The 22,265-nt window shown below is 55.4% G+C and carries 14 protein-coding genes and 2 pseudogenes; 3 read left to right on the forward strand and 13 right to left on the reverse strand.

Annotation, left to right across the window (positions count from 1 at the left end):
• Positions 1-152 precede the first annotated feature (152 nt).
• Positions 153-1,970 (forward strand): ATP-dependent nuclease, encoded by a 1,818-nt coding sequence (locus BPET_RS01030; protein WP_012247232.1) that lies wholly within the window; start codon positions 153-155, stop codon positions 1,968-1,970.
• A 322-nt stretch (positions 1,971-2,292) separates the two neighbouring features.
• Positions 2,293-2,730, forward strand: coding sequence for a hypothetical protein (locus BPET_RS26445; protein WP_151208926.1), 438 nt, complete (start codon positions 2,293-2,295; stop codon positions 2,728-2,730).
• A gap of 73 nt (positions 2,731-2,803) precedes the next feature.
• Here the strand turns inward: BPET_RS26445 and BPET_RS01035 are convergent.
• Positions 2,804-3,924, reverse strand: a protein-coding gene (locus BPET_RS01035) for an IS3 family transposase (RefSeq protein WP_407921175.1) whose coding sequence is annotated in 2 segments (ribosomal slippage) — positions 2,804-3,663 and positions 3,663-3,924 — 1,122 coding nt in all. Because the reading frame shifts where the segments join, the coding sequence is not laid out codon by codon here.
• A gap of 532 nt (positions 3,925-4,456) precedes the next feature.
• Between BPET_RS01035 and BPET_RS27505 the strand changes: the two genes are divergently transcribed.
• Entirely contained in the window at positions 4,457-5,461 is a 1,005-nt protein-coding gene (locus BPET_RS27505; RefSeq protein WP_012247236.1) for a TniQ family protein, read from the forward strand.
• 23 nt (positions 5,462-5,484) lie between these two features.
• Here BPET_RS27505 and BPET_RS27510 read toward each other — a convergent pair whose 3' ends face one another.
• The 12 genes and pseudogenes from BPET_RS27510 to BPET_RS01105 form a co-directional block, all read right to left on the reverse strand.
• Entirely contained in the window at positions 5,485-6,981 is a 1,497-nt protein-coding gene (locus tag BPET_RS27510; protein ID WP_012247237.1) for a TnsD family Tn7-like transposition protein, read from the reverse strand.
• Positions 6,982-7,130: 149 nt separating this feature from the next.
• A protein-coding gene (locus BPET_RS01045) for an IS3 family transposase (RefSeq protein WP_085970191.1) occupies positions 7,131-8,305 on the reverse strand; the annotation gives its coding sequence in 2 pieces (ribosomal slippage) (positions 7,131-8,056 and positions 8,056-8,305; 1,176 coding nt in all).
• A 178-nt stretch (positions 8,306-8,483) separates the two neighbouring features.
• The gene (locus BPET_RS26460; protein ID WP_151208928.1) at positions 8,484-9,200 is read right to left on the reverse strand and encodes a hypothetical protein; all 717 of its coding nucleotides are present in this window, start codon (positions 9,198-9,200) and stop codon (positions 8,484-8,486) included.
• A gap of 112 nt (positions 9,201-9,312) precedes the next feature.
• Positions 9,313-9,525 carry a hypothetical protein gene (locus tag BPET_RS26465; protein WP_012247239.1) on the reverse strand — a complete coding sequence of 71 codons (213 nt, stop codon included), beginning with the start codon at positions 9,523-9,525 and terminating at the stop codon, positions 9,313-9,315.
• A pseudogene (locus BPET_RS01055) lies at positions 9,522-11,074 on the reverse strand (IS3 family transposase). The gene BPET_RS26465 and the pseudogene BPET_RS01055 overlap by 4 nt, the downstream one beginning before the upstream one ends.
• A gap of 57 nt (positions 11,075-11,131) precedes the next feature.
• On the reverse strand, positions 11,132-11,704 hold the full coding sequence (locus BPET_RS01065; RefSeq protein ID WP_012247242.1) for an ATP-binding cassette domain-containing protein: 573 nt from the start codon (positions 11,702-11,704) through the stop codon (positions 11,132-11,134).
• The gene (locus BPET_RS26470) at positions 11,697-13,709 is read right to left on the reverse strand and encodes a hypothetical protein (RefSeq protein WP_012247243.1); all 2,013 of its coding nucleotides are present in this window, start codon (positions 13,707-13,709) and stop codon (positions 11,697-11,699) included. The genes BPET_RS01065 and BPET_RS26470 overlap by 8 nt, the downstream gene beginning before the upstream one ends.
• A gap of 2 nt (positions 13,710-13,711) precedes the next feature.
• On the reverse strand, positions 13,712-14,437 hold the full coding sequence (locus BPET_RS25395) for a PDDEXK family nuclease (protein ID WP_151208929.1): 726 nt from the start codon (positions 14,435-14,437) through the stop codon (positions 13,712-13,714).
• Positions 14,438-15,437: 1,000 nt separating this feature from the next.
• Positions 15,438-15,918: pseudogene (locus BPET_RS27515) on the reverse strand (transposase); the annotation flags it as partial.
• 141 nt (positions 15,919-16,059) lie between these two features.
• Positions 16,060-19,800 (reverse strand): SNF2-related protein, encoded by a 3,741-nt coding sequence (locus BPET_RS01095; protein WP_012247247.1) that lies wholly within the window; start codon positions 19,798-19,800, stop codon positions 16,060-16,062.
• 8 nt (positions 19,801-19,808) lie between these two features.
• Positions 19,809-21,554, reverse strand: coding sequence for an EH signature domain-containing protein (locus BPET_RS01100; protein WP_081482952.1), 1,746 nt, complete (start codon positions 21,552-21,554; stop codon positions 19,809-19,811).
• A complete protein-coding gene (locus tag BPET_RS01105; protein WP_012247249.1) occupies positions 21,551-22,264 on the reverse strand; it encodes an OmpA family protein in 714 nt (237 codons plus the stop codon). The genes BPET_RS01100 and BPET_RS01105 overlap by 4 nt, the downstream gene beginning before the upstream one ends.
• Between the last annotated feature and the right edge of the window lies 1 nt (position 22,265).

Consider the following 22,265-nt stretch of genomic DNA (forward strand, 5'->3'; position numbering starts at 1 on the left):
GCTTTTTCGCTGCTGGTTCAATGGGGTCGCGAGTCGGTAAGGGGCATGCTTCAACACGCAAGCCGAGGTTACGCATCGCTGAGTCATATCGTGTATAAACATGACACTATTTGACAGAACTGCGCTAGGGACTTATCAGGCAGGGAGCGGCTATGCACAAGATCGGGTTCATTGACATCGTAGGCCTTAGGGCGTGCCATCACGTCAGCATACCGTTGGAGTCTTTCACTCCGCTTGTTGGGCAGAACAACGCTGGAAAGTCGACCATTCTTTTTGCGCTCGCTTGGGTGCTGAAACCGAGTGCATTGGAAGCGTCAGACTTCGCGAAGGAAGGTGAGCCAATTGTCGTTACTGCGCGAATAGATGGGATCACTGCAGAAATTCTGGAATACGTGCCGGAACCGAAGCATCAAGCCGCGATCGCGCCGTTCTGCAATACAGGGTCTATGTGGATTCGCGTCGTCTGCACTGCTCCCGGTCCAAAAGGCTTCACCTGTGAGGTGTTCGACGTTGACCAATACGCCGGCGAAGGCATTCCAAAGTCCTGGAGAAGCTACCCAACCGGCTTATCGCAGGCGGTGTCGGCATTGTTGCCAGAACCGCTGCAAATCGATGCCATGGAAGATCTTGCGGAAGACCTCGGCAAGGCAAAAGCCGGCAGCACGTTGAAGTCGCTGCTCGACTTGATCATGGGCCCGATTATTGAAACCCATGACGAACTCGTCTCTGCGTTGCAGACCTTTAAGGACATTTTGAGTACCGACGGTGCATCCCGGTCGGAACACCTAAAGACGTTCGACGACGGGGCGACGAAGGCCCTCGGCGACTTCTTTCCGGGGCTCGCGATCGAGCTGGGTATGCAGACTATTGAAGTAAAGGAGTTCTTTAAGGCGGGCAATTTGCACGTCACCGACTTGGAAACTGGCGACCGCAGGACCTTCGATAAGCTGGGAACTGGCTGCCAGCGCGCCATCCAGATGGCATTAATCCGACATCTGGCTGACCTAAAGATCGGCTCTAAACCACTTGCTGCACGTCGACTATTGCTCATCGACGAGCCCGAGCTGTATTTACATCCACAGGGCGTCAAGCGTCTTCGCCAAGCGCTCGCAGCTTTGTCGCAGAAGGGCTTTCAGGTCGTGTATGCCACGCACTCTCCTCTCATGTTGAGCAGGGAGAACGCAGCCGACGCCGTCATCATTCGGAAAACTAAGACCGATGGGACGCTCGCCCGCTTACCTCTCAGGCATGCGGTTGCCAGTGCACTTCATGAGGCCCAGGCGCAGTCACGTACCTTATTCGAATTGGGCAACCTTGCCGAGATTTACTTCTGTGATCTTGTCGTGCTTTGTGAGGGTAAGACGGAGAAGCGCCTCCTTCCGCTCCTCTACGAGCGTCTACGCGGACGCCACCCAGAACTGGATCAGGTCGCCTTTGTTGCTGTGGGTGCCTGCTCCGATATTCCCAAAGCGCTCCCGGTGCTGGCCGCGATGGGCATCCAAGCGTGCGGAATCGCCGACCTGGATTTTGCGTTTACGGAAGCCAGAAAAGGGCAGCAACCAATGCTCCCGAAACACGATGAGACGCTGGTCCGAAGCAAGGATGTCCTCAAGAAACTGAAGCTTCAACACGAATTTCCACTTGGGGAAAACGGCCTTCCCGTGAAGGATAAGAAGACTGGATGGCAGGCGGCTGATACTTGGGCACTTTTTGCCCAACACCCTGAGGGAATACAACTCTCCGCTGGTTTGCACAATGCTCTGCTCGACCAGCGCGTTTGGATCTGGAGATCAGGCTGTTTGGAAAACGTCACAGGCTATGAGGAGAAGGGAGAAGACGCGATCTTGACGCAGGAGCTCGCTATCGGGGTGATGGAGGCCGCCGCGATCCAGAGGTCCATGCCAACAATCGTCGAATGCTTTGAATGGCTCGATAGGCAACGAGTGGTCAATCTGGAAGGTCGTAGGTGACTGTTTCTGGCCGGGAGCTGTCTTTGACGACAGACCGCTTCCGACCCAAAGCCGTCCATCGACTCCACTTGATCAAAAACCGTCCGGATGTGTGATTAATCGCAGTCGACACATCGCACTCCAAAAGCATTGCCAGTTGCTACGCGTCGAGAGGTGCAGTAATGTACATAAAGTTACTTAATGTATCTGAACAGAGCGAAAAATGGCAACTAAGCGATCCCAGAACAAGTGTCGAGACTGCAAGTACACGTGGTATCCGAAGGGAAAAAACTTGTCCCTCAAGTGTCCGGGCTGTGGAGGAACGAACGTTGGATATGCGGGCATGGGGCTGTTCGGGCAACTGGGCCTGGGCGCGCTCGTGATTGGTGGGTTCATGATTTTCTCGGGCGGCGAGAAATCAGTTTCGTCCCCAAGTCGAGATGTGAAGACACCGTCAGGACTCTCCACTTCAAATCCTCCGGTGTCGGCCAGTTCGATCACACCGCCAGCCCCTCCGAACCGCGAGGTTGAGCGTGCGCCCGATCTAACGCTGGGGCCGGTCGAGTACCGCAATCCGGCTGCGGGCGTTGTCGTACAGCCGGGTATGGCTATGTCTCAAGTACCGGCGGCCACATCAAGTTCCACCGGTCGTACGATTCGGGTTTATTCCTCAGAAGAGATCACATCGATGGAGCAGGCCAAGGGATACCAGGGCAATGACCCTATCGTGCGACGTCGTCTGGGCTTGCCCTCCCGGGAAACCGGGCAGCTTATTCCTTAAGCGTAGGCATAGAAGGATAGAACGCTCGCCACCCGTATTCGCCACGTGACCTCCTCCCACGAACTGGACAGATTCAGACTGGAGAATCCGACAGGTTTGGGGTAACTGCAAACTGCTTGGCAAAGAGCGCTGGTGGGGTATCGGCCAGCGCCGAGTGGGGTCGGAAATAATTGTAGTCCTGCCTCCAGTTTTCAAGCTTGTTGCGTGCATCTGCCAGCGACATGAACCAGGTCGTGTTCAGACATTCATCGCGTAGGCTGCCGTTGAAGGATTCGATGAATGGATTGTCCGTGGGCTTGCCTGGACGAGAATAATCCAGCGTCACACCGTTGTCGTAGGCCCACTTATCGAGCTGCAAGGAAACGAACTCCGGGCCGTTGTCGGCTTGAATGCGATGCGGTAAAGCACCGCGCTCGGTCGCAATGCGCATCAAGGCTTGCACCACGTCTTGGCCAGTCAAAGATTGGCCAGCTTCAATCGCAAGACATTCACGGGTGAAGTTGTCCACGACGGTCAACGCCCGGAATCGCTGCCCATTGAACAAGGCGTCCGAGACGAAGTCCATGCTCCAGCTCTGGTCCGGGGCGGTCAGCGTGGGCCGCTCTAATCGATGAGCGGCGGCGCGGCGGCGATGCGGCCGTTTACTGCGCAGATTCAAGCCTTCCTCCTTGTACAGGCGGTAAATGCGCTTGTGATTGACGTGCCAGCCGTCGCGGCGAATCAGCACGTAGATACGCCAGAAGCCGTATCGCACCCGGGTGCTGGCGATCTCGTGCATGCGCGCCTTAAGGGGTGCATCGAGTACTTTGGGCTTGAGCTTCTGGTACCAACCGGCCCGGCTCTGCTGACAGACATGGCAAGCCCGGTTCACACTCACGCGGTAGCGTTCGATCAGATGGCCGACGAGCTGCTTGCGCTGCGCCGGCCTTAGAGCTTTTTTTTCAGCACATCCTGCAGCATGACCTTGTCCAGCGATAAATCGGCGACCAGCTGCTTGAGCTTTTTATTCTCGTCCTCGAGCTGACGCAAACGTCGCAGCTCACTGACCCCCACGCCGGCGTACTTCTTCTTCCACGCGTAGAAGGTGGCCTGCGAGACGCCGACCTTGCGGCAAACCTCTTCGACCGAAACACCCGTGTCGGCCTGATGTAGCGCAAACGCAATCTGCTCTTCGGTGAACTTGGACTTTCTCATGGCGAATGCCCTCCTTGGGCATTAGTGTCGCCGGAATTCTCCAGTTCTGGACTGTCCAGTTTCTTGGGGTGAGGTCACCTAGGTAGCGCTCCCCGTGTTTTTGCAACTGCGCGATAGTGGGCCGACTCGATCGCCTTTGCCTTCTGACCGTGGACGTCCAACTGAGAGCCCTGATTTTTTAGATTCAAACCCCAGGCGAGCGTTCGAACGGCCGCTCCTGGCCGTAAACGGTCGTTCAGCGACCGTGCGTCTTGTACAGACCGGTCGGCTCATGGCCCGTTCCGTGTACTTTGTGGTGCTACGTATCGCCGGGCAAGACCACGCTGCTAGTAGAAGCAAAGTTGGCCTCAAACTTCGGGCGACAATCGTTGCGTAAACAAAGTCGTTGCGTGGCCTCTGTTCGCGTTCAGTGCCCTACCGTAATAGTCACATATGAGCCTGATCAGCGATTTCTGAAGCTGGCTGGATTTGTACCGCGATACTGAAAGGGAGGCAGATTAAACATTTCGCAATCGGTGTCGATAACCGATATATGCAGAATGTACCTCCTCTTCCTAACGAGCATGTCCTCGGTCACCTAGTCCGCGTTGCTGGAGCCAACGCGGTTAAGAACCTTAAGGCCCTGTTCCGAAGTACTCGTTCCGACGACGAAAATGAAGACATCCATCCGCTTCATTGGAAGCATCGGTACTATGGGCCATTGCGGTATGGAAACACGACCTCCTTAGAGGAATATAGGAAGCATCACACCCTCACTCTGTTCCTCACAAAGCCGACCCAAGCTACTCAATTGGCCAATCTCGGTGGCTTTTTGTCCGACGCGTTTGTACGGCATCACATTCCGCTAGGGTACTCCGCCGAGGAGTGCATAAGCCGTATCGCTTGGCGGTTTTGCAGCCAATGCAGGGACGTGGCTCGAAACAAGTTTGGAATCGGTTATTGGCATCGAGTTCATCAAGTACCAGGAATGGACATTTGCCCCTACCACGGCGTTGTGCTAACGAGGTGCAAGATCCAAGCGATGTTCGATGATCCGACCCTCTCCGATGCCGAGTCATTTGGGACTGGTGGTCCAGATGAAAACTTGGTTACTGCAAACATGACACCGGCGTTGCACCGTTACCGAACGGTTATCAAGGAGGTGCTCGACCATCCACTCCCTGAAGTCCGCCTTCGGCGGGCCGTTCTTTCGCTCCTGAGATCATCCCGAATGCGCACGGAGGAAGATCGGCGAACTATCCAAATGCCCCGCCTGGCTGCGGTCGTAAGTCGACGCGAGATTCCGGATGTATGGCTACTTGAACATATTCCGAGGGTTAGGGTCTGGTTCAATCAACATAGCCATCATGCCGAACCCTATTGGCGGGAAGAGTTTATCAAGACCTGCCATCACAGCACGAGCAAAGCTGGGTCGGATCTCTGGACACTTGGCTTGGAACTCTTAATGGTCTGCCTAACTATACGGAATGTGGCCGAGATCAAAGATGCTATCTGGCCTGGAGTTGGGCGTCGCCGCGTTGCCCGTAGGCTTAGGTGACACGATCGCATCAGCCATTCGCCTCAAGTCTTGGATGAACGGCGCTTGATATGACTATCTAGAATCGCTCTAGTGCGATTGAGCTTTTCCAGTTTTGGCATGTAGCGTGAAAGCTCCGGGACGGCCTTGTAGAGTATTTGTAGGCTCAATGGGTTGTGTCTAGCGCTCAATCGATGGATTGCCTGCATGAGTCGCCCAGAAAGGTCTCTGTCCCTGGCGAACCAGTCGACGCGGTCGCCTCTCGAAGTCGTTGAGGGGAGTTTGGACGGGCTATGGGTAAGCAGCCATTCCCTATCGTTGCGGTATAGCCAAGCGTAAGTGGCTTGTTGGCGTTGTCTAACTTGAGTGGTACTAAAGTTCGGATGGCGTGAGATCTCTCGTAGCCATGTCGAGCGAGCACTGTACCGGGCACGCGCATAGCACGCCTTATGCCAATGATCGGCCAGCCCAGGTTCTGATCTCAGTACGCGGGTGACTGTTTGAACGGAAACTCCAAAGTGTTCCGCAATCGCAATTTTCGAGTCCCCACGTTGAAGTGCTTTGACTACCTTTTGGCGCGTAGTCGTCCTTTGAATGGGTGCCTGCACACCGCACTTTGCCGCCCAAGTTTGCGCTGTACCAACGTCTATGCCTAGCGCGGCTGCGATCTGTCGACAAGACGCGCCTCTCCTGGCAAGAGTAGCGGCTTCTTCGACCTCTCCTATGGGAGCGCTTAGTCCTGTACAGAATGAGCGGGCCACAGGGCGAAACTGCGAAGGCGTAGTATAGGTACGCCAGAACTTCGCCCAATCACCAAATAGCCAAGACATGAAGAGAAGATGTGGCAAGGGATGGCGTGAGGGATGGGACGAATAGAGAACCCGGCGCAAATGTGAGGCGCATTCTTCCGTAGTGCATGGAAGTGCTCGCAGATCAGCGTTGCCCCGCAAATCCGCTAGATAGTCGAGATACTGACGGACAAGGTTAGGCCAGCTTATGGACTTCTTCCGCCTGACTAGAGACCGAACGGCTAGTTCATCCATGTACGCGTCATGTAGACGGCTATAGTCAAACTCAAACCCGACAGGTAGTTCCGCGCTGGACATGAGTAGGTGCTGAAAGGAGGCCGAATCGGGGATCGCGGAGATATCACGTTCGATTGCAACTTCGCAGTCCTCCGGCAAAAGCCACAGGTCACGCTTGTTGTAATGAACTTTCTCGTGGCACCACGCAAGCCCAGTGTGGTGGACTGGACATCTGGCCATGCCGGGATACTGATGTTTCAAGTGCCAGTAGCTTGTGCCAAACGTTGCTTTGTCTGCTACGACACAGCGGGGACATAGCTTTAGCGGATGACCCGCGCCCCAACGACTGGATGGAAGCCCTAGGACGGATTTCACCGACCCGCCCTGTTCTCCGGCGATGATCCGCAACACTAGTTGCACCTCCCGTCTCGATCGCCAGGGGAGGTACCAGCCCAGTACGCAATGCTCTCGGCAGATTTCTTCGAGGTCATTACCAAAACGGCCATTGGTTGCCACAATGAAATGGCGAAGTCGGGCGGGAACATCGTGGGCCGTGCCTAGCCGCTTGCTTGCGAAAAGGTGCTCGGTAGTGGCGCGAGAGAGCAATGCGCCGGAAAGCCGGTGTGACGTTGCCCGCGAATTTCGGATCCCTTAACTGAGCGAGATTATGCCACCCGTTGGTTCTGGGCGGCGTACCAGTCCCGCTCGAATTGCATCGGGCTGACGTAGCCCAACGTCGAGTGCAAGCGCGAATGATTGTAGAAGCTCAACCAGTCGATTACCTCGTCCATCGCTTCGCGACGCGTTGCAAAGCGCTGGCCGAGGATGCGTGCACGCTTGAGCGATCCCCACAGGCTCTCGGTCGGTGCGTTGTCCCAGCAATTGCCTCGACGGCTCATCGAACTGCGCATGCCGTAGCCCTTGAGCAGGTCCTGGAAGTCATGACTGCAATACTGGCTGCCACGGTCACTGTGGAGGATCAGGCCCGCTTGCGGACGGCGGCGAAACCACGCCATACGCAGCGCATCAGACACCAGCTCCGTGCGCATGTGCGGCTGCATCGACCAGCCCACCACCTGACGGCTGAACAGGTCGAGAATGACGGTCAGAAACAGCCAACCCTCGTCCGTCCAGATGTACGTGATGTCCGTAGTCCAGACCTGGTCGGGACGCGCGGGAGAGAAGTCTCGTTGCAGCAGGTCCGGTGCGACCGGCAGGCTGTGTTTGCTGTCGGTCGTGACCTTGAACCGGCGTTTGGTCTTCGCCTTGATGCCGTGCAGCTTCATGAGCCGCTGGACACGATCCTTGCTGACGCGAATGCCCTGGACCAGCAGTTGCTTCCACACGCGCGGCCAGCCGTACTCGCCTTTGGATTCAGCGTGCACGGCCTTGATGTGCACCAGCAGAGCGTCGTTGCTGATGCGTCGGCGCGGTCGGTCAGTATCGACATCCCGCACCTTGCGCGCGTGGTAACCGCTGGGGCTGACACCCAGCACCTGGCAGCTCAGGGACACCGGCCATTGTCGGCTGTGAAGCTCGATCCAGGCGTACTTCATGCCGACACCTTCGCAAAGTACGCCGTGGCTTTTCCCAATATGTCGCGCTCCATCTTCACGCGTGCCAACTCCGCGCGCAGCCGGGCAATCTCCATCTGTTCTGGAGAAACCTGTTTGCCTGCGCCGTTCAGCTTCCCAGCGGCATCGGCCTTCACCCAGTTGTGCAGCGTCTTCGGGCTGATGCCCAGTATCTTCGCCACCGCCGCCATGCTCTGGCCGCCGCGGACCATGCGCACGGCTTCCAGCATGAATTCCTGCGTATATCGAGCTCTCGGATTACCCATCTTTCCTCCCTCCTTGCGTGAGTTTTACACACTCAGCAAGGGATCCATTTTTTGCGGGCAAGCTCAGTGTTCTCGGCTACACAGACTGAAGAGCGTCTCGTCCGGCAGCCAGCCCTCGACGAAATGGGGAATTGGAGAAATCAATACGTATCACTCTAGCCGTCGCTGTGGCCCAGGCTCATTCGGGACGCCCGGGAGGAGGATATAGGCCCCGCCGCATTTGTCCGTTCTGCATTAGTTCTGCAGCGGTTAAAGGCTTGCGTCGATTCGCTTTCCTCGGTTTCGTCGATTTGATCGGATCAGTAATTTCAGCGGCCTTCGCTGCCAGCTCACGCTCATTTGGGGTACGGATATCATGCTGTATTGCCTGAGTAAGCTCTCGGTGACGTATGCTCTCCCGATACTCTTTCATTCGTGTCGATACGATCGGTGGAAGTGGGATGGGACACTGATACTGCGCTGATTGCTTTGTCGGATGAATAGTGAGCATTGCTGCCACTTGCCTCCGGCTTGAAGCGTACGAGACGCTGTCGTAGGAATTTGCCAGATCTTCGATCGTGACCTGGCGCCTTCCTTGTTTCCATACGCTGGAGTACGCCAGGCGTGTCAGCTGAATGAACAACCGCTTCAGGCCGGCGGTCAGCTGATAAATCGTGGAAGAGTGCGCTTGGATGTCTACGCTGAATGTGCCGTCCAGCAGATTTTCAACGCCGTTTAAGTAGCGATTCCAATCCTCGGAGCCTTTCTCTGACGGAAGCAGCACGATTGGTGACGTCAGAAGGCGTTGTGTATCCTGCTCTTGGCGCTTGAGTAAACTCCGCCACAATCCGTAGTTAGCCGCGAAAACGACTGGCACCCCGAGGTAGGAAAACTGATAAAGCGATTTAGTGATCAAGTTGGTTGCACCAGCGCTCTGAGTGAGAAACTGCATCTCGTCGAGCAGGATGAGCGAAGTCCCATCTGTGTGCGCTGCCTTCCGGCGTCTGTCAAGGCAGTTGGAACCTGATTCATGCGGCCTCTAATACTGGATCGGTGTCTTGCTCATGTTGATCCGGCTCGGGGTTGAGCCAGACGCTGCCGATGGGCTGCCAGTTGCGTAGTTTTCCCGACCATCGTGCTGGGTGGCGTTGCCTGGCTTGTTGGTACAGGCGCTGTCGGGCTTGCAGAATGGGGGCATCCAGGCCCGCGGCGTCTGTCAAGGCAGTTGGAACCTGATTCATGCGGCCTCTAATACTGGATCGGTGTCTTGCTCATGTTGATCCGGCTCGGGGTTGAGCCAGACGCTGCCGATGGGCTGCCAGTTGCGTAGTTTTCCCGACCATCGTGCTGGGTGGCGTTGCCTGGCTTGTTGGTACAGGCGCTGTCGGGCTTGCAGAATGGGGGCATCCAGGCCCGCATGACGCTGCGCCGGAGCCAAGTAGCGAATGGCGCTGTGGCGATGCTCATGGTTGTACCAGTGGATGAACTGATGCACCCACAGGCGTGCGGCCTGCACGCTTGCAAAGCCGTCGATCGGGTAACCGGGCCGGTACTTGCAGGTGCGGAACAGGGCCTCGGAATACGCGTTGTCGTTGGATACCTGGGGTCGGCTGTGCGAGGCGGTAATGCCCAGCTTCTCGAGCGTGACCTGCAAGGTCGAGCCTTTCATGGCGCTACCATTATCGGCATGCAATACCAGGGGTCGGTGCTGACACTGCTCGCGCAGCACGGCGCGCTGGATGATGGTGGCACTGTTGGCCATGTTCTCCGATTCAAACACCTCGGCCCCGACGATTTTCCGGCTGTAGATGTCCAGGATCAGATACAGGTAATAGAACCGGCCGCGGATACGCGTATGCAGGTACGTGACGTCCCAGCTCCAGAGCTGGTTGGGTGCGTCGGCACAGTGGCGCCGTGGTGCTCCAGCGTGACGTGGCGCGCGCGCCCGGCCACGGCGGTGCTGCTCATCGGCTTGGCGCAGCACGCGATAGAAGGTCGACTCCGACGCCAGGTACCGGCCCTCTTCATCGAGCAGCCGTACCACGATCTGCGCCGGCGGCAGGCTGGCGAACTCGGGACGGTGGCAGGCCTGCAGCACGGCCTGGCGCTCGGCGTCTGTCAGTGCATGCGATGGCGTGGCATGTATGGCGTGCGGGCGTCTGTCCTCATCGCCCGTCGCCCAGCGACGATAAGTGTTCAAGCCGATACCGAGTTCGATGCATGCGCTCTGCAAGCGTGCACCGGCCTGGCGAGCCTCATCGACCAACGCTACAGCTTGACGGCGATCCTGGGCATTGGTCATTCTTCCTCGTCCCCCCAGATCGCCCGGGCTTTTTTTCGCAAGGTCAGCAATGCTGCCGTCTCAGCCAGCGCGGCGTTCTTGCGGCGCAGCTCGCGCTCCAAATCGCGCGTGCGGCGACGTTCAGCCTTGAGCGCGTCGGCCTCCTGCCGGGCGGCGCTCTGGCTCTGCGCGTTGGCCTGCTCGCAACTCGTTCGCCAGCGGCGCAACTGCTCGGCATACAGTCCCCGGCGCCGGCAGTACTCGGCCAGCTCCACTTCGGACAGCGCAGCGCTTTCCAGCACGGCGTTGAACTTGTCCTGCGAGCTCCAGCCCTCGCTGTCCGACGCCTGGTCTGGCAACAAACGGCCCTGGCCGCGGGCCTGTTTGCGCCAGTTATAGATCGTGGCCTCGGAAATGCCTTCTTCGCGTGCCAGGTCGGAGACCGTGCGGTTGTGCGGGGCCAGTAACTTCTTCAGGATGGCTTCCCGGCGTTCTGCGGAATACTTCATCGGAACCTTCTCTTTGCCCCCAATGGTTTGGGACTCTAACAGCAACTGAGGTTCCAACTATTCTGACAGCGGGGGCTTCGTTGCTAATTCACTAAGGTCTGCGCTGCTGACACGCTTGGCGTTTCCGAGACGAGATTGAACAAAGGGATGAATCATGCTGGAAAAACTTGCTCGATCTCTTACTTGGATATGCCAAATGGGCTTGTATGCAACGGGGGCGTGGCCAGGCCCAATATCCAACGATTCGATGGGGAATAGAACCCGGGTTAGCGCTTTCATGAGACTGGACTTACCAACGCCGGCCGGACCTGAGAGTAGGGTGGGAGGTTGAAATTCCTTGTCGAGCGGGCTCTTGGCGCTATATAGAGCTTCAAGGAACCGTTGACGGCTTTCGTAGTATTTGCTGCTATGCGAGCGAGCAATGTCGATAAGTTGTCGGATGATGGCGATGTCATCATCGGTAGGCAAATAAAGGCTATTAAGAGTCTGCGTGATGACGTCTGAGATTCGATAGGTATCGACGGCCCGTAAGTTGTTTGGCTTGATGCCAGGCAAGGTGGCACGCCTACGGACCTCGATTTCGTCCAAGTCCTTGAACCGCGCCATCCAAAGGGAATCAGTGTTATTCATAACCGCCACCTTCGAATGCGTGGCGCGCTTCAATCGCGTCTTGTGAGATGCTCTTCTTAACCGATCGCGCGCTCACTCGCTTTGTTGAGTACCATCTCTGTTCTGTCTGTTGTTCCAGCTTCAACATGCTTTCGACCTGCGCGGCAGTACGGTTCTCTCGCTTTACCGATTCAAAGGCTCTGACGCTCTGAGCCTCGCTCTCCAGGTCGAGTAAGGTTCTGTTGAGCTGGGAATCGTCGTCGCGTATCGCCAGCTTTGCTTCCACTTCAACAAGCTGCCCCTCGACCTCAACCCATATATATCGAATAGAGAACGGAAATACATAAGCGTCTACATGTAGTGTTCCGCGTAGGGCAACTTGAGCGGGTAGGCCGGTGCTTCTCAGTGCGTCTGAGTCATATCTTTGTGTCCGAAAATGGACGCCGTCCCGAGCCACTCGGACCCGCTCCCGCTTCAGAAAGCGCCTCACGGCATCCTCGAAAGGAACTGACTCGGCGACGTTTCTAGCCCGTGCATCGAGATACTTCCATAAGCCTAGTGGGGTTGGCACTACACCTGCCCTTATCATCTCTGGAGTCAAGCGCTTTCTGGAATCGGCGCTTGAGTTCTCCATTAAGAGTCTATGGATCTCTCTTTGTACGATTTGATAGGCGGTCAGCTCGCTGAGCACCCGTGTGGCCGGTCCTTCAAGAGATCGCCTGCGGCGCTGCGCTGATTCAACTAGCGCTTTACTTTGGCCCTGCCCGGAGGGCGTGAGCTCCCGAATCGGTATGCTGTTTGCGGCGTCACTTGCGCCCGGCTCCCGCTTTATGCCTGGTCCTCTGTCCGTTATGTACCGTGCTGGAAGTCCGATGCTCGGCCAATCCGTTTCGCTGATCTCAATGCCAAACAAGGAACAGAATTTAACTTTCGAGATGGCGGCGCAGAAGAGCATGGCGTTATAGCCGTCTGAACTTTCCTTGCCGTAAGAAAACCCGATGCCGAGCCTCAGTCCGGAAACTGTGTCGACGCATCGAGTGACGACGATAGGACGGACTGCATCCCCATCCACGTACCCACGAGGAAGGTCTTCGCAATAGTACGCATCTGCTTCCACAACCTCGTAAAGGTTGGCCACATTGGCGGTGAATGCACCCTCATGTTCTGCGTATCGTCGACGGGCTCTTTCGGCACCATAGAGGTCGCGCTGCACACGGTGCATGCCGTGTTCCTTATACAAGCAGTATCTGTATTGGTGATAGGTCGGAATCGGTGTGACAGTTGGGATAAGTCGCTTGACTCCCTTTTCGTCCTTGTCTACCTTCGCTCTGAATGCGTAGCACATTGCCTCGGCGTACACGTCAGCAAGTGTCTTTCCGACCTGGGCATACCGCCGGAAGCTGGCGACCACCAATGCACCTATCTCGGCGTTCATGCGGCACCCCGCATGCCTTCCTCGTACGTTATTAGGGCGTCCCAGCTTCACGCCATTTCCGACGGTCATACGATCCCATCGGCCATTGCGATGGAACCCGGGCAGTAGCGTCCATATGTTGCGACCGAAGCAAACGTACAAGAAGAACCACGTTCTTACGCGCTGGCTGTTATATCCGTGCGTCACGCAGTACCTGTTAATTTCCCGCTCTGGGCAAGCCGCATCGAGGATCTCGCTCTCACGCTCGAGAAGTGGCGTAATGGTGTTCAGTCTGTGCTCAACATAGGATCGCAGGGTCCGCTTGGCGTTTGTACGTTTGCTGTCGACATGCTCGAAGTTGAAACCTTTGAAATCCTCTAGATGCGGTGGCATGCCAGATGCCGGTGTCGCCATGATGAGATTACGCACAAGGCCGCCTTCAAACTCGTGTCGGTCCAGCAATACCAATATCGCCACCATATTAGGGGGAGTCGTGAAGTAAACAAGAAGCACTCGGCTTCTGACGCGGCTGTTTCGTAAGAGATAGTAGGTAATGCCCCGTTCAAGGTTGAGATATCCTTCGGGTGCTTGTAAAGGTGTTCCGACTTGCATCTTTACCTCGCAAACCAATGCCGATAATCAGTCAGGACATCCGATCGTTCCCTTCTGAGCGGCCTGTCGGGCAGCACTGGGACGTACAGATCCACGCGGAGATCGCGGTTCCAGATCGCGCCGTATAGAAGGGTCAGGCAATCATTGCGCGAGCAATCTAGGATTCGCGTCATCTCAGCGATTACGGAGATAGGAGGCAGCCCCGACTCGAGAATCTCTTTGTACGCCTGTAGTGCCGTTTCTCGTATATGGCCAGCCATGCCACGGTACGCAGATTCCCGGCTGACCAGTAGCGTGAGATTTGCGATCAGGTTGGCATCGATTTCCTCGGCTGAGACTCGAACGGTGCGAATTCCCCCGTCAGCGAAGTATTGCTCTTCGAGTCGGTGGCGAGAATCATCCGAGCTCTTATTGAACCTAGTGTCACCTCGCCGCATAGAGGCGGCGGGCGTACCGAACTGTGCAGCATTTTTTTTAACTGTCCAGTTGACGCAGTACGCGCCTTGGGTGTCCGCAAGGAATAGAAGTAGGTCTCCAATGTAGGGAAATGGGATACGGTTCGAATCCTCGTTGCGGTGAGCCTCATCGGTATCCCAGACAGTGGGATGCTTTCCTATCATGTTCATTCGATCGGCGACCGCGATCGTTCCAGCGAGGCGAGGAAGCTGTTGTGATTTGGCCAACGTATGCCCGGCAAGGGGATGCTCCGTTGGGTACGGGCTGAGCATATGCTGCTCGTGTAAGTCGAAAAGCCTTGGGTTGTAGAGGGCCAGTAGGCACGCCGCTCGTTCCGGTAGCGACATAAGGTGAATGTCGCGGCCAATTTTGTCGCTATACACTGTCGAAGGTCGACTAATCTTCGGCGCTTCGTCCCGAGTGGCTCGCATTGATGGAACGTACTCAGAGCCCCATCCAGGGGGACATTGGCGCCGCTCGATAGCTTGTAGACGCGATAAGGAGCGAAGGGAAGATCTGGCCATCATTCGCCCCTCGATGTAAATAGGTACGGCAAAAGAAATAGAGGAGTGCTCTTCATGATTTGCTAAACGTTCGCGTTAATATGAGTGCAGCAAATTATGAAGACGCTAATACGCCAGTCAACCAAAAACGGACCACTTTTTGAAGACGCTTATATGAGTAGCGCCAAAGGGTAAAGGTCGACGTCGTGCAAATTGATTCAAAATCAATTTGCACGCTTAATGAGCATTGATATGCAATTCAACGTCTCGCATCAAGTCGCTAGACGCCGGGTGCGGCCGAACTCTCGAATCAGCACCGCACGAATCTTCGGACTATCCTGACACAAGCCTATGCATAGTGCGTTCGATTGTCTTAATGAGGAAGCCGGGTACGATTGCGTTATTTATTTTTGGTTTTGATGTACCGGATTCGTATTGTTTTTCGCTGGGTAGGGCCTTGTCCGGCTTAATCTCGTAGTTGATCTGACGAAACCAATCACACAAAATCTACTGACTACGAATCTGGGCTGCTGGGCATAGTTTTATCTCTGTGGCCTAAGTAGATGCGGTCAATCGCCCGCTGTCCCAAGCGATGTACCAACCTTGATAGAAACGGACGCCATCGATCTCTTCAAACCCTCTAACCATCATCGCCCGATCCGTGCAAAAGGTTAGTAGCTCCACGTCCATGAGCGTTGGTATCGGCGAAGGTAATGGCGCGCCGGCGTTGTTGCGCATCACCTTGAGGTAGTTCACGTAACGGCACATATCCTCCCCGGCGCAGCAGTACATGGATGCGCCGGTAGCCATAGCGCCGCTTGGCCGCCGCCATGTCCTTCATGCGTTCGGTCAGCGCGGTACCGCTCACCGCTTGCTCTCGTAGGCAAACAGCGACCGCGAGATTCCTACCAGCCCACAAGCTCTGGTCACACCCAGTTTGCGCTCGGCCATCAAGATACTGACCGCCTCGCGCCGAGCCTGTGGGCTTACCACCTTCGGCTCAGCAGATCCTTCAGCGCAGCGTTATCCAACACCGACTCGGCCAGTAGATTACTGAGCCGGTTGTTCTCCTGCTCCAGCGCCTTCAACCGCTGGGCATCTGACACCGTCATGCCGCCGTACTTCGCCTTCCAGCTGTAGTACGTCGCCTCAGATATCCCGTGCTTGCGGCACAGCTCGGCTGGCTTGGCGCCTGCCTCGGCCTCCTTGAGCACACCGATGATCCGTTCTTCCGTAAATCGCCTCTTCATTGCCGTTCCTCTTGGAACGGACTCTACATCGTTATCGTACTATTTACGGGGGTGGGTCAGAGAGCTCAGCGCCATTGCATTAGCTATAAATCTATAGGTCGGTCGAGATATGTTTTCTGGATGAGAGTGTCATGCTTACACCTAATGCGATAATGAGCTCCACTCTGTATATAGGAATTGGTCAAGCTCTAGCATCGTCGCAGGATATTGTAGAAGCAAGTCGGCTAAACCCGTTTGGTCTATAAGGACAACCTCGTTGAACGCGGCTTGTTCTTGCGCTTGGCTGTTGAAGAATTGGTTGGTGATGCAGACCTTTTGGAAGTCAACATTTTGGTGCTTCCGTTGATAGAAGGCAGCACCAGCAACGACTTCTTTAACGGCGTCCCAGCCCAGTCGCTTACCGTCGGAACTCGACGTTTTGGCTTGAATGAGTACCCCTTTTTCGGCGTGTGTGCCCACGACGTCTACGCCTTGGTCTCTGGACTGAGGTGTGCAATAGCACGCATAGCCTTGTTTCCCCCAAAGGACGGCGACGAGCCCTTCAAAGTGACGAGGCTCCATGCTAAGCGTATGGCTTAGGGTGATGCGCTCGTTGAAGGAGTCCCTGTCCGCGGGCGGGACTACGTCCTCCATGTTGAAGTCCCCCGGTCGAACGTCTCCCGAGCCATTGAGCATGTCGCCCGCGAGTTCACGTTTGCGTGTCAGGAGTTGGTCTAGTTTGACGTCGAACGTTGCAAAGTCATCTGCCTTAACGACTGGGTAGTAGACATAGACGTCTTTCTTTTGCCCAATGCGGTAGGCTCGGTCCGTTGCTTGGTCCTCCTTAGCGGGGTTCCACGTGCGGGTGTAGTGGATAACGTGATTCGCTGCTTGTATGTTCACGCCAAAGCCTACGGCGACAGGCGACAGAATGATGGCCCCAAATCCGGCCGCCTCCTGAAATTTCTTAATCTGACGTTGGCGGCTATCCGCATGACCGGCGGTCGCGCTCGTGTCACCATTTATTATGGGCGGAAAAATGTTGAACTGCTCTTCGATGTAATGCCTCAGCAACCGCTGGATATTACGAAATTCGCAGAAAATGATGACTTTTTCGTCTTTTTTCTGAATGAGTTTCAGCTGCTCGAGCAGCCAATCCAGTTTTGGAGATTTTTCTCGGTATTGCTTCAAAGGTTCTGGGTTCGGCGCGGTTAATCCGTGTCGACGAGGGTCCGTGCAGATTAGCCTCAGGTAGTGCAACAGCCCCAGCATGTTCTTGAAAGGGGAGATGGCGCCAGGGTCCTTCCTTGCTTTAAAGCTTTCGATGGCTGAGGCGTAGAGCTTGCGTTGCTCAGAAGACAGCGCCAGGTGACGACACGCCTCGACGATGATTTTTTGAGGGAGATCTTTTGCGACTTCGGCTTTCGTTCGGCGTAGGATTTGCGGCTTAATTCGGAGCCTAAGCTCTTCAACACGAGCCCGTTCTTCGTCAGTCTTGGCTTCGATGGGCTTGCTGTAGCGGGTACCGAAGTCATTGAGCGCGCCGAGCAGCCCAGGTTGCACAAAGTCAAAAAGACACCACAAATCGACCAAGCTATTTTCGACGGGCGTACCGGTACAAGCAATTTTGAAGTCCACGTTCTGCTTTTTCGCAGCCCGCGTCACCATGGCAGCGGGATTCTTGATGCGTTGCGCTTCATCACAGACCATCACGGACCAATGTTCCGCAGCAAATGAAAACTCTAAATCACGGAGGGTTTCATAGGTGGTCAAGACCACTTTGGCAGAACCAATCCAGCCTGGTTTGAGAAACCGAACAAGCCCATCTTCTGTTTTGAGTCGCTCTTCAATGTCTGCTCGCGGTACGCGCAGACCGGCCAGCGCATCACCGTAGGCGGTCAGAAGGGGCAAGACTCCAGGACGAATGAACTTTCCGGCTTCTTCTGCCCAGTTTTCCAGTAGCGATACGGGAGCCACAACGAGCATAGGAGCGACGCTTGGGTCGCGTTCAACCAGCCACGCCATCAGCGATAGCAGCTGGAACGTTTTCCCGAGCCCCATGTCATCGGCCAGGATGGCTCCTCTTACTTCACGCTCGACTCGCGACTTATGCAGATGTTGAAGCCATGCCAGCCCTTGCTCCTGGTGCGGCAGTAACGAAAATTCCCGGTTGAGAGCGTTTGGGATATCTGCCGCCGATGGCAGGGCGAGCAGGGCTTCTCGCCGGCTTTCTTCGTAGTCAACGGTTTCGATGTTAGGGCGAAGAATGAGTGTTTTACGGGGCGGTGCTGTCGGGGTTGAAGTTTTTTCGCGGGAGGTCGGGTCTTTACCTTGCTGGACATCCCTTAGCGCGCTGTCAATGGAGTCGACGATGTCCTGAGCCTGGTCGAGAGGAATATCGTTGGAAAGCCCACCAACTTTAACGGAAGGCCTCCCTTCAGCTTGAGCTTGCGCCACAGCCTCACGAAGTGTTTCAAGGACTTCCTTGGTAACAGGAATCCCCTCCAAAGCACCCTGTGGCCCCTTAGCGTTCGAGGCGATGAGAACCTGGACGTTCTCGGGAACCCAATCGCCACTGTCTTTCTTGGCGATGAAGGGGGAGTAGTAGGGCTCTTCGAACCCAATACCTTCGATACGAGAGGAGTAAGCACTCAGGTCATGTACCTGTTCGTACCTAACAAGAGCATTGTCCTGCTGGCGTTGCGCCAAAGCTACTTTTAATTCAGCAAGATAGTCCGGCGTTTCGCCAAGCAGCTCTAGGTCGAAGCCTCGCCAGCCGAGCAATTGAAAACTCTTATTAAATGCGGTTTCCAACCTAGCAATAAACTCAGCAAGTTCGGTGTCATCGAGCTCGATGCTTTCTGAGAAACTCAGTCCGGAGGCGTTCGCCGATTCAATTAATAGGCTAATTTTCCGGGGGTAGCCACCCGCGTCTCGCTCGATGACGGGGGTGAACCGGTCAAATTGAATGCCTGCCGCTTCTCTGGCTTGCTCAAATTGTTCTTCGTCAATGACCGCCTTAGCGTCCTCCCCAAGGGTGGCAAAGGGGTTCAACGAAAAGGCTTGGGCTCGCGACCCTGCGATACGTCGATACGGTAACCGCTTGACCTCCTGAAGAACGCTTTTGACTTGAGGGACAATTAGAACTTGGACGATGCCGTCAGGTGTTGGAATATCGTAGCGGTCAGGAATGCTCCGCAGCGCATCAAAGCGTTCGAGCCATCCTTCGGGTGCCCCTTCGAAGGATGGGGTGATTTCAATGACCTGGTCCTCTGCGATGGCGATTTTTCGAAGACCGATATCCAATCGCTCAGGAGTGAGCACCACCGTGCGGCGAAGAAAGTCATCCAGGCGCGCATTGGCTTCGAGCGCGAGCGCTCGAATTCTCCCCCAGGCTTGTCGGTGCTCTAGGTCGTGGCGAGCCTCAGGCGGGCGCTTAGAGAAGGCGAAAACCTCCTTGAGGAGCGGCCAATGCTCGGGGCGCACGAGCTCATCCGTCCCCGGGCTCGACAAAAGCGGGCCAACCAGCTTGCTATCGACGGTGCGCCCGCTTTCGTCCTGCCAGCCCGCTAGCAGAATGGAAAAATTCTCGTCCGTGAGGGCGTTGCGACTTTGCAGGACCGGACGCATGGTGGTCAGAGAAGGGAGCGCTAATACGCTGATTAAGTCTTCATAGTCCGGGCGTTGGAGCGCCGTAAAGATACCATCCCAAGGAATCGTCACCTCCTGCTCTGATTCTAGGGCAAGGCCATCATCAACGAGTTGCGCCAGGTAGCCGGCAAGTAGCGCAGAATCCAAGCGCATTGCACCCAGGGATTGATGGACGACGACGCCGTTCGCAGAGAGGGTGCGCTGCCAAGCTATCGAGGAGGAATTCTTTTTCTTAAAGAGCTTGAATACCATGGTTTACCTTACTTCCACCAGCCCTTTCCGGCCTTGTACTGGAACCCCCAAGATTGAAAGAGCTGGATTAATTCAGGGTCATTGCTTTGCGTATACGCCCAAATATTGCCGCCCTTGGTTCGAAGGTCTGCGATATCGAATCCTCTGTACTTCGATAGGGCCTTGAGTTTGTGTCCGGCAAAACTGCCATATTTGGAGATGAGCGAATTTGGCGAAGGCTCTGTGGGTAAGGAGATGCGTGAATTGGGTTCCGAACGGGAGGTATCGGAGGCTGCCCGGGTGGGCGAAGTCGCGCGAGGCGCGCGCGGTAAGGCATCATCTGGAAGAATGCCGAAGCTTTCCCTGAGGGTCGCTTCGTACATGTCCTCCCATCTGTTCCATCCGTGGATATTGTCTTTGTGCAGCAGCCAAATAACCGTTTGGTTTCTGTCTTTTAGCGTGTTAACCGCTCTACCAGAAAGGCGCAACGGCTCGGATGAGTCAAAGACAAATGGCAAGACTCCTTTCTGATACCCATAAAGAGCGTGTCCCGTGGCACTAAACTCGACAGCGACTAGATTTCCCAGCGTCATAATGAATGCGTTGTTCGCACTGCCAGAGTCTTTTAACTCTGTGTACAAGCCCTTCATTTTTTCCAACAACACTGCGAAGTCTCGACTGGGCGAATTCAGAGCGCGAGGTCCAAGGGCAAATTGCACATTCGTCATGGACTTTACGTATCGCAGCCAGAAGTTAGCGCGCCTACGGTCGCCGATGCCATCCTGGGCAAGTTTGGTGAAGAATGTCTCAATGAATTCGCCTCGAAGCCATTCCGAAACCATTTCTCTGGCTTGCGGCGATACACCGCCCCACTGGGCCGCGGTAGAAGGAAGCCATGGATTTCCCCACCAGTCTACGGATACGTCTCGCAGTTGCTCGAAGATGGCAGGGGTGCTGCCCTGAGCATAGGCGTCAAGGATGAGCGATAAGCCTCGATTGCGCACCTTGGTTCCGTGTCGAGCTAGACTCGCCAGCATCGTCAGTAGATTGGGGACTTGTACCTTAAATTCCTCATACGGCGAAGCCACCGCGTGACGGACTTGGGAGAGTACGAGCTCATTGGTGAACCAGGAGTCGTCTGTAATTCCCAACTGCTCTCGGATACGGTTAATGGAGGACATGTCCCCCGATAGCGCCGTCTTGGCATAAGGCAAACAGGGGTTCTCTGAAAATAAGCCTTTATTTTCAACGGCAGTGATGGCCCAGTCGGGGTTGATTCGTTCCGGGTCGATGATATTTGAAGACCTATCGTGCAGATACTCACGCAGTTTCTTCCAGTTTTTGCGGCCCTCATCTGGCGCCACTTTCCCCTTACGGTCGTCATAGCTGAAGTAGCTGCGGACTAAGCCCTGGTAACAGCGGCGAAACCATTGAGGTTTTTTGACCCACTGGTCAACGCCGGTGTCGCTGCTAAGCGCTGCATCAAACCGCTTGGAATCCTCCAGAAGACAGGGACCGTTCGGATGGCTGGGTAAACACATGCCGAAGGATACGAGTCTGGCTTCTTTAAGCGTGTCAAGTCGAGTCGTTTCCCAAAAACGACGTACCGCTTTGGCTTGAAGGTCTTCTGGCTCGTATGGGCTTGAGCCGGCTTTGACGTGCTGCTGTAGCGTAGCCAAGTGTTTATCAAGACCACCCTCTCTCATCGTCAGAGAGGCAGAGATATCAAAACTTCGAGAGAGCTTATTGGCTAGAAGCTGAAGGGCGCTATTCATCGCAGAGCACACTCCCCAAAGTTGTCATCGATATTGATTGCCGTAGGACGAGGCTCCTCCTTCAGTCCCCGAAACTCAAGGCGCATTTCGACGCGTCGGCTTTCGTCGTCGCTTTCCTTCGCAGCGTTGAATGAGTAGCCCCCAACAAAAAACAAGTTTCGCACATCGGCTTTCTGGGAGTCATCAAGCAAGTTTGGCCCAGAGGTTGCAAACATGGAGCACAGCACCTTTTGACTTCGCTGCAGACTGAGGTTCAGGTTCGTGAGGTAGGAGCCCGTTTTATCGGTATAGCCCTCGATGACCACCCGTTTTAGAATGTTTTTTCCTAACTCATCATTTGCGATGGTGAGAATTTCCGGGACAAACTGCCGTAGCACAGACTCTTGCTGAGCATTGAGTCGCCATGTGCCGAATGCGAATTGTGCCCGTTGACCAAAGTCGATGGCATGGCGGTCCCTGTGGATGGTAATCCCCTCGTAGGATGAAGCGGCAGATTCAAAACGGTCGAGTATGGCTTGAATATTGTTGCTGTGAATCTCTTCGTCGGTCTGAATGTCGGTGACGGTTTGCGTCACCGACAGTAGGGCAACGCCCATGACCACTAAGAACAGAACCACCAGAGCGCTCATGAGGTCAGCGAACGAAATCCAGAAAGGTTTTTCCGCTTCTTCCCGCCCCCCTCGCTTTACGATGATTTTTGCCCCAATCATG

It is taken from the genome of Bordetella petrii, assembly GCF_000067205.1.
GTDB lineage: Bacteria > Pseudomonadota > Gammaproteobacteria > Burkholderiales > Burkholderiaceae_B > Bordetella_A > Bordetella_A petrii.